The organism is Ewingella sp. C233, assembly GCF_055407225.1.
In genome coordinates, this window is the sequence record NZ_JBUZRI010000001.1 from 1770683 (window position 1) to 1784077 (window position 13395).

13 protein-coding genes are annotated in these 13395 nt (G+C 52.5%); 5 read left to right on the forward strand and 8 right to left on the reverse strand.

Annotated elements, in window-relative coordinates:
- Positions 1-82: 82 nt before the first annotated feature.
- From ACZRKO_RS07990 to ACZRKO_RS08000, 3 genes are all read right to left on the reverse strand, one after another.
- Positions 83-1114, reverse strand: a complete 1032-nt coding sequence (locus ACZRKO_RS07990) for a helix-turn-helix domain-containing protein (RefSeq protein ID WP_463736675.1) — start codon at positions 1112-1114, stop codon at positions 83-85.
- A 117-nt stretch (positions 1115-1231) separates the two neighbouring features.
- On the reverse strand, positions 1232-2161 hold the full coding sequence (locus ACZRKO_RS07995) for an alpha/beta hydrolase (protein WP_463736676.1): 930 nt from the start codon (positions 2159-2161) through the stop codon (positions 1232-1234).
- A gap of 80 nt (positions 2162-2241) precedes the next feature.
- Positions 2242-3138, reverse strand: coding sequence for an MBL fold metallo-hydrolase (locus tag ACZRKO_RS08000; RefSeq protein WP_463736677.1), 897 nt, complete (start codon positions 3136-3138; stop codon positions 2242-2244).
- A 74-nt stretch (positions 3139-3212) separates the two neighbouring features.
- Here ACZRKO_RS08000 and ACZRKO_RS08005 point away from each other — a divergent pair, with 74 nt between their 5' ends.
- From ACZRKO_RS08005 to gstA, 5 genes are all read left to right on the forward strand, one after another.
- Complete coding sequence (locus ACZRKO_RS08005) at positions 3213-4160, forward strand: LysR substrate-binding domain-containing protein (protein WP_463736678.1); 948 nt, start codon at positions 3213-3215, stop codon at positions 4158-4160.
- A 102-nt stretch (positions 4161-4262) separates the two neighbouring features.
- Positions 4263-4535: a hypothetical protein gene (locus tag ACZRKO_RS08010; protein WP_463736679.1), complete on the forward strand. Its 273-nt coding sequence runs from the start codon at positions 4263-4265 to the stop codon at positions 4533-4535.
- 265 nt (positions 4536-4800) lie between these two features.
- Positions 4801-6474, forward strand: coding sequence for an EAL domain-containing protein (locus tag ACZRKO_RS08015; RefSeq protein ID WP_463736680.1), 1674 nt, complete (start codon positions 4801-4803; stop codon positions 6472-6474).
- A gap of 112 nt (positions 6475-6586) precedes the next feature.
- On the forward strand, positions 6587-7453 hold the full coding sequence (gene dapA / locus ACZRKO_RS08020; protein WP_463736681.1) for a 4-hydroxy-tetrahydrodipicolinate synthase: 867 nt from the start codon (positions 6587-6589) through the stop codon (positions 7451-7453).
- Positions 7454-7655: 202 nt separating this feature from the next.
- Positions 7656-8261, forward strand: coding sequence for a glutathione transferase GstA (gstA, locus tag ACZRKO_RS08025; RefSeq protein WP_463736682.1), 606 nt, complete (start codon positions 7656-7658; stop codon positions 8259-8261).
- A 78-nt stretch (positions 8262-8339) separates the two neighbouring features.
- Here gstA and pdxY read toward each other — a convergent pair whose 3' ends face one another.
- The 5 genes from pdxY to anmK form a co-directional block, all read right to left on the reverse strand.
- Positions 8340-9200 carry a pyridoxal kinase PdxY gene (gene pdxY / locus ACZRKO_RS08030; RefSeq protein WP_463736683.1) on the reverse strand — a complete coding sequence of 287 codons (861 nt, stop codon included), beginning with the start codon at positions 9198-9200 and terminating at the stop codon, positions 8340-8342.
- Between the two features lie 107 nt (positions 9201-9307).
- The gene (gene tyrS / locus ACZRKO_RS08035) at positions 9308-10582 is read right to left on the reverse strand and encodes a tyrosine--tRNA ligase (protein WP_463736684.1); all 1275 of its coding nucleotides are present in this window, start codon (positions 10580-10582) and stop codon (positions 9308-9310) included.
- 149 nt (positions 10583-10731) lie between these two features.
- Positions 10732-11397: a pyridoxamine 5'-phosphate oxidase gene (gene pdxH / locus ACZRKO_RS08040; RefSeq protein ID WP_463736685.1), complete on the reverse strand. Its 666-nt coding sequence runs from the start codon at positions 11395-11397 to the stop codon at positions 10732-10734.
- 113 nt (positions 11398-11510) lie between these two features.
- Positions 11511-11819 carry an MliC family protein gene (locus ACZRKO_RS08045; protein WP_463736686.1) on the reverse strand — a complete coding sequence of 103 codons (309 nt, stop codon included), beginning with the start codon at positions 11817-11819 and terminating at the stop codon, positions 11511-11513.
- 81 nt (positions 11820-11900) lie between these two features.
- Complete coding sequence (gene anmK / locus ACZRKO_RS08050) at positions 11901-13022, reverse strand: anhydro-N-acetylmuramic acid kinase (RefSeq protein ID WP_463736687.1); 1122 nt, start codon at positions 13020-13022, stop codon at positions 11901-11903.
- Between the last annotated feature and the right edge of the window lie 373 nt (positions 13023-13395).

Genomic DNA, 13395 nt, shown 5'->3' on the forward strand with positions numbered 1-13395 from the left:
AATAGCGCGTTCAGGGGCAAAAATCAGAATAGTGACAGATCAAAATTCGCGTAAAAAACCAACAGGTCGCTCACATTTTCACTCACAATGAGCTGACCCAGTTCACATGTGTGGCATCACTCTGCCCTTCCAGCTTCTCTGCCAGCCGGAATCTCTCACGCATCTCTTTAGGCGTTGCACCGTATACATCATTGAAATAACGCCGTAAAGCACTCAGTTCCAGCCCGCACTGGCGCGCTATCGCCGCCAGACTTTGGTCCGACATCGAAGAAGAACGTAATAAACGTTTGGCGAGTAACAGGCGGCGGCTGCGGACAAACTGCGCAATGCCCCCCAGTGGTTCAAATAACCGGTACAGGCCTGAGCGGGAGATCGCGAAGGTTTTACACAGCGCGTCGACGCTGACCGGTGACGCAATATGCTTTTCGATATGCAGGCAGATACGCTCCAGACGGGCACTTTGCTCGAACGGGTGCTCGACTTTTTTTCCTGCCACCAGATGCAGCGTTTGCAGAAATACCGCCGCGGCACCTTCACCGGTGCTCAGCACTTCCTGTTCCGTCATCTGGTCAAAAACCTGCACCATGGTGGCGAAATGATTACGCAAAACAATATTCACCGGCGAGGAGGCCGGAATATGCTTGCCGTGCAGCGAGGCGATATCGACATTAAAATGCAGGCTGTGCTTGGGCATAATGATGTACTGATAGGTACAGAGGCGGGGTTTGAGATCACCCGGAAAGACGCGGATCTGGATAGGTTGTGACATATCCTGAATCAGGATATCGCCCTGCACCATCTGGAACCGCCGGCCAAAACACTGCACATCCATCCCGCCGATAATGACAATAAAAATGACGATGTGATCGGGCATAGAAAACAGATTGCCGTACTGGCGGTTAATGTCATGTTCACTGACGGTCAGCACGCCCCCGATCACCCGGCCAAAGTTATAGCCCGTCACACCCCAGTCAAAACCTTCGCGGTTATTGTCCGGCAGTTCCAGCTTAAAACCCGCACTGGACATGCCGTCTTCCCACTCATAGAAGCGGGTTTCAAAATCCTGATAAACATTGGCTGAATCAACAATTTTCCGCGAAGAAGAATCGGTCATTTACACACCATAAATTAAGAATATTCTTAAACGATAATCTACCCTGTCCCCGGAAATCAATAGAATAAAAAAACGTCAGCCTGAGCCGACGCTACATTAGGTTGTACATAACGGTTTTTAGAGAAAATAGAAATCGGCTACGGCACGAAATACCTGTAAACGGTTTTTCTCCATCAGCATCATATGGGTGGCCTCGCCTATCTCCACCCAGCGGCGTTCGGGAGATGCCGTTAACGAGGTGAAATAACCGGTCATCAGACGCAGCGGGACATCCGCATCCCACTCACCATGCACCAGCAGTACCGGACGGGTAATGTCTTGCGGTTGATAGAACGGGTGGTTCACACTCCAGAAATCGCGCACGTCCTGAATCGTACCGTTCACTGCCCGCATCGCAGCGGGATGATGGCTTGCACTCTGCGGATCCTCTGCCAGCGACGCCGCCGCCCACGCCTCAAACCAACCCGGCGGGATCAGCGATTCACGATGTTCAGCCGGCGCGGCGCTGACCCAGCGCATTTTACTTTCACCTACGGCAACGTGACGGTATGCCCCCAACTTGCCGCCTTCGTCAATCCTCGCTCCCTGATCGTTTAGCCACTGAGGCGCCAGTACCACCAGCCGGTTCACCTTGTCATTATTGCGGCTGGTATAGGCCCCCGCCACGGTACCACCCCATGACATACCGAAGATCTGCACCCGCTCCAGACCATGCGAATGCCGCACCCATTCCACCGCCTGCGCGAGGTCGCGAACGCCGGTTTCAGTACCGTACAGCGGCGGATTGTCTTCCGGTGGCGCCTCCATTTCAGCCGGACGGGTCGAATGACCATAGCCGCGCACATCGACCGCATAAACGTTAAACCCCCGCAGTGCCAGCGCATCCATAAACGAGAGGCCATTGAGACGCACATCGTACAGACTGCCGGAAGAGTAAGTTGCGCCGTGCACCATCACCAGCGTGTTTTCAGCGGTAAATGGCGTCTGCGAACGCAGGTACTTACGGCGCAGATGCAGTTGGACTCCCGGCGTATCACTGTCGATCATGAGGGATTCTGAAACGACTGAATCAGTATTAAAAACGGTTTCAGCATTGATATTCATAGAATTAACCTTATGAGATGGGGTCACAGAAACTGCCAGCGGAAAGTGTCATCTTCGCGGGTGACCCGCCCCGCCGAACTGGCCGCAAAGTGCGTACTGAACCAGATGGCCTGGCGCTCTGCGGCATACTGCAACCCCCAGAGGCGCGACACCCGGGCCGGGCCGGCAAATTCGCAGTACATTGAGTTGAGTTCCGGGTAATAAACCTGCAACGGGTGATGCATCAGATCGCCGGCGAAAAAGGCCTCTTCCCCCTGTGACTGAATGCTGACTGACATATGGTCGAGGCTGTGGCCGGGTGTCGGCACGAAATGTACGCCCTCAAGCACTTCACCTCCGCCACGCGCCACCCTCCGCGCCTGACCGGCGCTGATCACCGGCAGGACACTGTCAGTAAACACGCCCAGACTGGGAATATTGGTCTTATTGTTGCTGGCCGCGAACCCGTAGTAATCCGCCTCGGTAGCCGACATCAGGTATGTGGCATTGGGGAAAGTAGGCAACCACTGGCCGTCAACCCAACGCGTATTCCATCCAACATGGTCAACATGCAGATGGGTCAGCAGGACATAATCGATGCTTTCCGGTGTGGCGCCCGCCAGAGCCAGTTGCGCCAGAAAATCCGTTTGCAGGTGGTGAAATATTAAGTTATGCGGACGTTCTTTATCATTGCCGGACGCCGTGTCCACCAGCAACGTAAAAGCCGGTGACTGGACCAGCCAGCAGTGCGTGCTCTGCACCAGAGTGTGGTTGTCGGCATCCAGATTTTCCGGCATCAGCCAGTCTCGATGCTTTTCCAGCGCTTCAGGTTGCCAATTATCCCCAAACAGTACGGCAGGATCCGTCCCCTTCAGCGTCAACTCATCAATGCGGGTGATTTTCAGATCACCGACGTAAAAAATCTTATCTGCGCGTTTCATTGCTTACCTTCACTTGTATAGCGGGTGAAAGCATCGTATAAATCTCTTAACCATTACTCAAATCGATGCCATGCATGACAACTATCGATCATTTCAATTTACGGAATTTTGACCTGAATTTGCTGATTGCTTTTGATGCGATGATGGAAGAGCTGAATGTCACCCGTGCTGCTGCCCGCCTGAAGATCCAACAGCCGGCCATGAGCCACTCCCTGAAAACCCTGCGTATGCTGTTTGATGATGAGCTGTTTGTTCGGGTCGGACAGACGATGAAACCGACGTCGCGTGCGCGCAGTCTGGCCAGCCGGGTCCGGTCGGTGTTACAGAAAGCCGAAGATGCACTGGCATTCAGTGAGCAATTTTCCCCCCGCACGGAGCAACGCACCTTCCGCCTGGGATTTTCCAGCGAACTGGAAGTGCATCTGCTGCCCGAACTGATGGCACATTTACGGATAGTTGCTCCCGGCGTTCGTCTGGTGGCGCGGCACGCGGAACGGCAAAATTTGCACGCGCTGCTCGACAACGGCGAGATCGATCTGGCCGTCGGCTGTTTTGGCGAACAGGCGCAATGGCACCGCAGCGAAATTTTGTTCGAAGAGCAGCTGGCCTGCTGTTTTAATCCGGCACTGATGCCTTTCACCTCACCGATTAAAAAGCAGGATTACCTGACTCAACCTCATGCGCTGATGTCGTTTACCGGCAGCCTGATGGGATGTATCGAAAATGCGTTTAACCGCGCGGACGCCACACTCAACGCCGTGTTTTCCGCACCAAATTTTCTGGCCCTGCTCTCTTTTGCACAGCATTCTCCGGTGCTGGTCACGCTGCCAAGCCGCATCGCGCGCCGCTACTGCGACCTTTTCGGGCTGGTACTCTGCGCCGTTCCGCTAAAGCTGGAAGTGTTCCCCAACTCCATCGTCTGGCCGGTCAATGCCGACAGTGATCCGGCGCTTGAGTGGCTGCGCGAGCAAATCAGGGACGTTAATCAACATATTGAACCCGCTGACGTTGTGGCACATTAATGCGATAATTGTATTGAACTGGATAACCGTTATTTCTGCGAGATTCCACTTTTGCTTCGCTTTACTTACCGCTCACCTTCGCAAAATAACAGGATAACAGTGATGGATAATAAGAAAGTCCTGGACGAGGGACGGCAGTTAAAACGCCTTAATGCAGAAACACGCCGGCAATCGCATATGTATAAATGGTTTGCGTTTATCGCCGCACTCGATTGCACCCTGGTTATTTTCTACGATCAGGATATGCGTAATATCGTCTTTTCAGCCGGGGTCTGCATTGTCTGTACTTTTCTTTGGATCCGCGGACGTAACCAGTCGCGTAAGTACCGCCGCGAATGGAATGAAAAATACAGCAATAAAGATAAACTTCCCTGACAAATTCTGATCATTTTGCTGTTTAACAATGCAGCCAAAAATCTTATCGGATCAACTGATCGATATTCCTCCGCATAAAATATCGCCTACCTGACTTAGTACATGATAAGTGATTGAATTTAAAAATTTAAAAACTACTGTAATCTTCTGACCTGAATGTGAGTAATAATTAGAATATTCTTCGATTTCTGCAAGCTTTCTATATTTTGCGTTGGGCTCTTCCATCGCCCTGATAGACTCATTTTCTGCTCAGGATTATTAACCCATGTTTACTGATATTGCGATATGCCAGGCGGTTCTTGACGCTCTTACTGAAGCGACGGTGCTCAAAGATGACGAGCGCAAATTGGTTTTCCTTAATCAGAAAGCCTGTGAGTTGTTTGGCCGTCGTCGCGAGGATCTTATTGGTAAAGATATCTCGTTCTTTACTGAGGATATTCAGTCCGCCCGACAGCGTGAACGCGATATAGAGGTGTTAACAACGGGGGAGAGAAACGTCAATGAAGAAACGCTGATAGACGCCAATGGAAAAAGCCGCCACGTGCTGGTGCGCAAAACTCGTCTGACACTGCAACACCGCCACTTTATTCTGACCTCGATAATGGATATCTCTCTGCTGCGAAGCTCAGAAGCGCAGATCCGCTACCTCGCCCGTCATGATGTGCTGACCGGATTACCCAACCGCACCGCCCTCAATGAAGAGCTCAGTCAGATCGCCGCACAGCGTATGTATCACCCTGAACCTTATGCCCTTTTCCTACTTAATCTCAATGAATTCAACTATATCAATGACACTTACGGTTATCAGGCCGGAGATGCAATTTTATGTGAATTCGGCCAACGTTTACGCAATGAGACGGGCAGCATGGGAACCGTATCGCGTATCGGTGGTGATGAGTTCGCGATTGTTTTACGCAATAATCCGACGCAGGAGCAGGCCAATAATCTGGCGCTGGAGATCCTGGTGATGATGCGGCAGCCATTCAGCCTGACACGCGCGAATCCGATGGTGACACTCTCCCTGGGGATTGTGATGTTTGGCGCAGAAAATATTACCGGCGGCGAGATCATGCGCCGTGGCAACACTGCGCTGTTGGATGCCAAACAGCGCGGCAAGAATATGTTCTCTTTCTATTCCGAGTTGCTCGATGCCAGCAGCGTCAGTAAACGCATTATGGTGAAAGCGCTGGCTGAATCCCTCGCGAAAGAGGGTGATCTGACCTGCGTTTATCAGCCGATCCTGCGCAGTGTCGATGAGAAAGTGGTCTGCGTGGAAGCGCTGGCACGCTGGAGCCACGGTGTGCTCGGCGCGGTTTCGCCGGTACAGTTTATTGCGCTGGCCGAAGAAACCGGACTGGTGATTCAGCTGGGCGAAATTATTTTACGCCAGGCCTGCCAGCAGATTAAAGGCTTCAAAAATCTCAATCTGGCCATCAACGTTTCAGCGGTGCAGCTGGGAGAGGCCAATTTTGCCGACAGGATCCTGACTCTGCTGGATGACGAGGGATTCCCTGCCACGCGTCTGGAGCTGGAACTGACCGAAACGTCCGTCATGAACGCCAACTCAACCAGCCTGACGCATCTGGTCCGCCTGAGGAAAGCCGGGGTGAAAATTTCGCTGGATGATTTCGGCACCGGCTATTCCAGCCTGAGTCTACTGAAAGACATTTCCGTTGACAGCGTAAAAATCGACCGCTCGTTTGTGCAATACGTCACAGAAGTGAACGATACTGCCGCCATCGTTTCTGCGGTGTCGCAGTTGGGCAATAAAATGAAGCTGAACGTCATCGCCGAAGGCGTTGAAAATCAGCTGCAAAAATCTTTTCTGATATCAGCAGGTTGCTCGCACCTGCAGGGATATCTTTTCTCCCGGCCGGTGCCCGTGGACGTTCTGCGTACCCTGCTTAACGGTGAACTAAAGATGTTACGTGGGGGTTGATATAAGCCCGGTAAATAACTTAAATCCTGCTATGAATTCTTTCAATTGGCATCATCCCCCGCTTTGCTGACATCATCGCTGGCATTCATTACGCCGTCGAAGGAAGTTAATCATGTCATCGTTTTCAGGTATCTGGGTTCCGCTGGTCACGCCTTTCCATCAGGGAGAAATTGATTTCCCTGCCTTACAGGCGCTTTGTACCCATTATCTGAAACAGGGTATTGATGGTGTTGTTGTTTGTGGTACGACAGGCGAAGCGCCGATGCTCACCAAAGAGGAACAACTCCAGGTACTGGACGCCGTGCTGACGATCGTGCCAGGTGATCAGGTGGTGATGGGCCTTTCAGGTACCCATCTGCCGACGGTTCGCGCCATGCAGGAGGCTATTTTACTACGCCCAATTACAGGTATTCTGCTGCCAGCCCCCTACTATATCCGCCCTTCGCAAGCCGCGCTGGCCGCCTGGTTTACCGAGCTGGCCGATCACTCAACGGTGCCAATCATTTTGTACAACGTACCGTATCGTACCGGTATTCATCTGGAGCTTGATACGCTGCGACAATTAGCAACCCATCCGAAAATCGTGGCGATTAAAGATTGCGGTGGCAGCCTTGACCTCACGCTGGCATTGATCGCCGATGGTCAGCTGGACGTACTCTGCGGTGAAGATGCGCAAATATTCTCCACGCTGTGTCATGGCGGTACCGGCGCGATTGCAGCGTCAGCGCATCTGTACCCGGAACAGTTCGTTCAACTCATTAAGCAGATCAAAGCAGCCGATCTGTCGGGTGCGCGTCAGACCTTTTTCGCGCTGCTGCCCCTGATGCGCCTGATGTTCAGCGCGCCGAATCCGGCGGCGATTAAATACGCGCTGTCACTGGAGGGAAGGTTGCATAACGAATTGCGTGCTCCGCTGCTTCCCGCGCCGGAGAACGTAGAATTCGCGGTACGTGACCATCTGAATCTGCATTCCCGCTAATCACTGATTAAAAATGACTGGCCGCCAGTCAGAAAATGCGGACAGTCATTATCTGAGCATTCACGCCAACAACGCGATTTAGTCACTGACTTTTTTCACCTGCGGCCCTAGGATAGTGGCAGCTCTTTACCCTGTGCAGCCCTGCTGTTGATGCCGCGGCTGCGAGGCCTGTGTGACAATTGTTCAAACTTACGGAGTTTGTATGAAACTTTATTATAAAGCCGGTGCCTGTTCCCTTTCCCCGCATATCATTCTGCGTGAAGCCGGTCTGGACTTCAGCATCGTCAGGGTTGATCTGGCGACCAAGAAAACAGAAAGCGGCGACGATTTCCTTGCCGTTAATCCGAAAGGCCAGATCCCGACGCTGGAACTGAACGACGGCAGCATCCTGACCGAAGGTGTGGCCATCGTGCAATATCTGGCCGACCAGAAATCGGACCGTCAGTTATTGCCGGAAGTGGGTACGCTGGCACGTTATCACGCGCTGGAGTGGCTGAACTATATCGCGACTGAGTTGCATAAAGGCTTCAGCCCGCTGTTTAATCCGAAAACGCCGGAAGAGTTCAAGGTGGTGACCCGTGAAGCGCTGGCGAAGAAATTTGCCTACGTGAATGACTCCCTGAAAGGCCATCAGTATCTGCTGGGTGCACGTTTCAGCGTGGCTGATGCCTATCTGTTCACCGTGATGGGTTGGGCAAAAGCGCTGAAGTTTGATCTGAGCGCACTGACTGATTTGAACACGTATCTGGATCGCGTAGCAGCCCGCCCTGCGGTTGATGCGGCTCTGGTAGCTGAAGGTCTGAAATAAGTTTCAGCCCTTCAGCATAAAAAACGCCCCGCGCTGAGTCAGCCGGGGCGTTTTTTTACAGGCGTGTAAAGTTTCTTACTACAGCTTAACGGCCGGGAAATGATGTTCCGGCCTGACTAATTTGTCCTGCGCGGCAACCACCTGCAGTTCATATTCGCCCATCGCGTGCGTCGCCAGCATCACTTCATAGACAGCAGCCGTCACGTGTTCAAGGGCTTTATCCAGCGCTTCGCCTTTCAGTAAATCAACCAGCAGCAGGCCACTGGTTAAATCTCCCACGCCGACCGGCTGACGCACACCAAAATCAACTAACGGACGGTCGATGTGCCAGGCTTCATCAGCGGTAACCAGCAGCATTTCAAAACGATCGCTGTGGTAACCGGCGCGGCTGAGGTGTTTCACCAGCACGATTTTCGGCCCTTTGGCGATCAGTTCACGCGCGGTCGCTACGGCTTCTTCTACATTGTGAACGGTATGACCGCCGAGCAGTTCAAGTTCAAGTAAATTCGGAGCAATGATGTCGCAATTGATCAGGGCCTCTTTACAGTGAAACTCCGCCACGCCCGGCGCAACAATACAGCCCTTCTCAGGATGCCCCATCACCGGATCGCAAAAATACCAGGCATCGGGGTTTATCGCTTTCACCTGACGGACGATCTGCAAAATACTTTGCCCCTGCTCTGGTGAACCAATATAACCACTCAGCACTGCGTCACAGTCCTTCAGACGGTCAATATCCGCGATACCCTGCGCTATCTCAGTCAAATGGCTGGCTGGCATCACACAACCGGTCCAGTGACCGTATTGCGTATGGTTGGAGAACTGTACCGTATTGAGCGGCCAAACGTTTGCGCCCATGCGTCGCATAGGAAATTCTGCCGCGCTGTTACCGGCGTGACCAAAAACGGTGTGTGACTGAATAGAAAGAATATTTTTCATGAAAAGTCCCGATACTGACGTCATCGGCGGATGGCGCATTGGCAGAGTTTTTAATAAAAGGGGTTAACATAAAGGGGCTGAATAGCCCCTTGTTTACGCCGCCAATCTTATTTCCAGATCAGCAGGCTGTAGTTTTTCTTACCACGGCGCAGCAATGCATAACGCCCGAACAGACGATCGCTTTCCGTGAAGCGGTATTCTGCATCTGTCTGCTTTTCCCCGTTAAGGCTGATGGCGTTAGATGAGATCATGGTACGGGCCTGACCACGCGAAGGCGCCATATCACCGGCCACCAGCGCTTGTTGCAGGTCTGCGTCAGCCTCCAGAGTCACCACCGGCATTCCATCCTGCTCGAGCTGTGTCAGATCGGCTTCGGTCATTTCACTGAGTGCGCCGGAGAACAGGCTTTCTGTGATACGACGGGCCGCTGCAAGGCCTTCTGCGCCATGCACCATACCGGTGACTTCTTCGGCCAGAACATACTGAGCGCGAGGCGCTTTGCCACTGGTTTTATCTTCTTCTTCCAGCGCGTTAATGTCTTCGAGGCTCATGAAGGTGAAGAACTTCAGGAAGCGGTAAACATCGGCGTCGGCGGTGTTGATCCAGAACTGATAGAATTTGTACGGGCTGGTTTTCTTCGGATCCAGCCACACTGCGCCGCCTTCGGTTTTACCGAATTTAGTGCCATCTGCCTTAGTGATGAGCGGAACTGTCAGGCCGAAAACCTGTTTCTGATGCATACGACGGGTTAGATCGATACCAGAGGTAATGTTGCCCCACTGATCAGAGCCCCCAATCTGCAGCACGACTTTATGACGACTGTACAGCTCAGAGAAGTCGTAGCCCTGCAACAGGTTGTAAGAGAACTCCGTAAAGGAGATGCCGCTGTCATCACGGTTCAGACGCTGTTTGACCGCTTCTTTGTTGATCATCTGGTTAACAGAAAAGTGTTTACCGATATCACGCAGGAAGGTCAGCACGTTCATACCACCAAACCAGTCGTAGTTGTTGGCGGTAATGGCGCTGTTTTCGCCACAGTTGAAATCAAGGAACGGTGAAACCTGATGGCGGATTTTCTCAACCCACTCGTTCACTGTCTCATTGGTATTCAGTTTACGCTCGGTGGCTTTAAAGCTCGGATCGCCAATCAGACCTGTGGCACCACCGACCAGCGCAACCGGTTTATGGCCGTTCAGCTGGAAGCGCTTCAGGCAAAGCAAAGGCACCAGATGACCCAAATGCAAGCTGTCTGCGGTAGGATCGAAACCGCAATAGAGTGCAATTGGCCCTTGCGCCAGTTGCTCTGCTAACGCTTGTTCATCCGTCACCTGGGCAACGAGGCCCCGCTCTTGCAGTTGTTTAATCAGGTTGCTGCTCGCCATCAAAGACTCCGTCTATTAAGTACTGAATGTGTGCAAATTCATGTCTGACATCATGCCGTGCATGTGCCTTTTCTCTCACCTTTACGGGGAACGACATAGAATAAAGCGCTCATCGTCCGAGCGCTAGGAAATCGAGTTATTTTATTAAATCAGGGGGCCAGACGGTCTATTTTCCAACCATTTTCTGTTTCGCCAGCTTCACGTTGATACATGAAGCGATCGTGCAGACGGTGCTCACCGCCCTGCCAGAACTCCATCGAGTCCACGCTGACCCGAAAACCGCCCCAGAAACTCGGCAGCGGCACTTCGCCCTGGCTGAATTTCTGTTTCAGTTCGAGGAATTTACTTTCCAGCACGCCACGCGCGGAGATACGGCTGGACTGCTGTGACACCCACGCGCCTATCTGACTGTCTTTCGGGCGGCTGGCGAAATACTTCATCACTTCAAAGGTTGAGAGACGCTCGGCTTTTCCGAGCACAATCACCTGACGGTCCAGCATGTGCCACGGAAAAAGCAGGCTGATGTGGCTGTTAGTTGCCAGTTGCTGTGCCTTGCGGCTGCCCAGGTTGGTATAAAAGACCAACCCCTTTTCGTCATAATGTTTGAGTAAGACGATGCGCTGAAAAGGCTGCCCGTTCTCATCAACCGTGGCGACAACCATGGCGGTTGGGTCAGCCAGTTTGGCTTCGCAGGCCTGTTTCAGCCAATGTTCAAACAGCGGCAAAGGCTCAGCCGGGAGATCCGCACGACGCAGGCCACCACGGGTGTATTCACGCCGGGAGTCTGCTACATCAAATTCATTGTTATCAGCCATATGAGTTCAGTACACGAGAAAGTGAGGTAGGACTATTCTGCGCTTGACGCGTCAGGATCTCAATCATCCTGACACGCCGGTACGGGGGAAATTCGGCGGGCGTGGTTGTAAAGTTATTTCTGCACGCAGTCGTTGAGAATGACGGCATCCCCACGCTGTACGAATGCGGCAGGCCCTTTCGACCAGAAGGTATATTGGCCGTCACTGTATTTAGTGCCCGATGCCGCTTCTACCTGTTTGAGCTTTAGCTGTTTGCCATCGAGCAGAAAATCGACCTGCTGTGCCGGTTTATCAAGCGTAACGGTCAGCGGCGTGGTACCGCACTGATAATGCAACTGTTGCGTCGGAGCCGGCGGCTCATGGTGAAACTGGCTGCACCCTGTCAACGTTAAACCTGCCAAAGCGAAGATCGCCTTTTTCATTCTGTAGCTCCTTGTGATTCTGGCTTAGTCCGTTTTATTACCATGCCGGGCGGCATAACACATTGAGATTAAGCCGAGATATCATCGGGTGCTGTTGGCCGAGGCGGGGTAAATCGCGCCGAGCACCGTCTCACGGCTGGCTCCGGTCACCGAAGGCAAATTGCCGGATTTCCCCGACAGCGTACGAAATGCCAGCCAGGCAAAGGCCAGCGCTTCCATATCATCGCCGCTGATACCAAAAGTGTCAGTGGTGCAGACTTCCGTTCCTGGCAACATCGCCGACAGGCGTGCCATCACCAGCGGATTACGCGCACCGCCGCCGCACACCATCAGACGGTCACAGCCACCCGCCAGTTGTACCTGCTCGGCGATAGTGACAGAAGTTAGTTCGGCCAGCGTCGCCTGAACATCCTCTGGAGCAAGGGAATGTACGCGAGTCAGCTGTTTTTCCAGCCAGGCAATGTTGAAGTATTCACGTCCGGTGCTTTTCGGTGCGGGTTCAGCAAAATAGGGATCCGACAGCATTTGTTGCAGCAAGGTCAGATTCACGCGCCCCTCATTTGCCCATTCGGCATTTTTATCATAAGGCAGTGCGCGGTGACGCCAAATCCAGGCATCCATCAGCATATTGCCCGGACCGGTGTCATAACCCCGGATGGGCTGACCAGGCAGTAAAAGCGATAAATTCGCGATGCCACCGATGTTGAGGATCATCCGGCGTTCGGCAGGATCGGCCAGCAGGGCCTGATGAAAAGCAGGAACCAGTGGTGCGCCCTGCCCGCCATAGGCCATATCACGACGGCGGAAGTCGCCTATCGTGGTGATGCCGGTGATGGCGGCAATACGGTTGTTATCGCCTAGTTGCATGGAGAATGTCGCTTCCCCTTTCGGCTGATGCCACACCGTCTGCCCGTGACAACCAATGGCGGTCACTTCATCGGCACTGATCCCGGCTTTATCCAGCAACGCGACAACTGCCTCGCCAAATAAAATACCCAGTCGGGTATCAAGTTCGCCCACCTGAGCCAGCGTAACCTGTTGTCCCTGACACATGCCCAGAATGGCGTTTTTTATTTCAATCGGGATCGGATGTGAATGGCTGGCTTGCTGGGCAACCATTCTTTCGTCAATTGCAGCCAGTACGACATCAACCCCATCAAGGCTTGTCCCTGACATCACACCGATATAGCGTCCTGACTTCATAGATAACATCCTCAAACCCTCCGGAAAAAACGATTACCCGTGCTTAATAGTCAAATAAACCAGAATTCATCTGACAGCGCTATGAGTAACGCTGTTTTTATTGCGCTATGTGATTGGTGCGTTTGTTTTTTGTTAACTTTACGGCTCCTTTCACACCACCAGTCTGTGCAATTGGCTACTCTTAAGCGAGGAATGTCTGTTTTGGGTGAATTTACACAAACACTGTCTAAATCATAAACCACCGTTTATTATTAGTTGAACAGACTTCATGTACTCTTGGCGTCATTAGGAATGAGCTTCAATAAGTTACCTTAGTGTGCGTCGGAGTTTCTAAGCTACTCGACACCTCCGACAGGATGTTGAAACGTGGAAC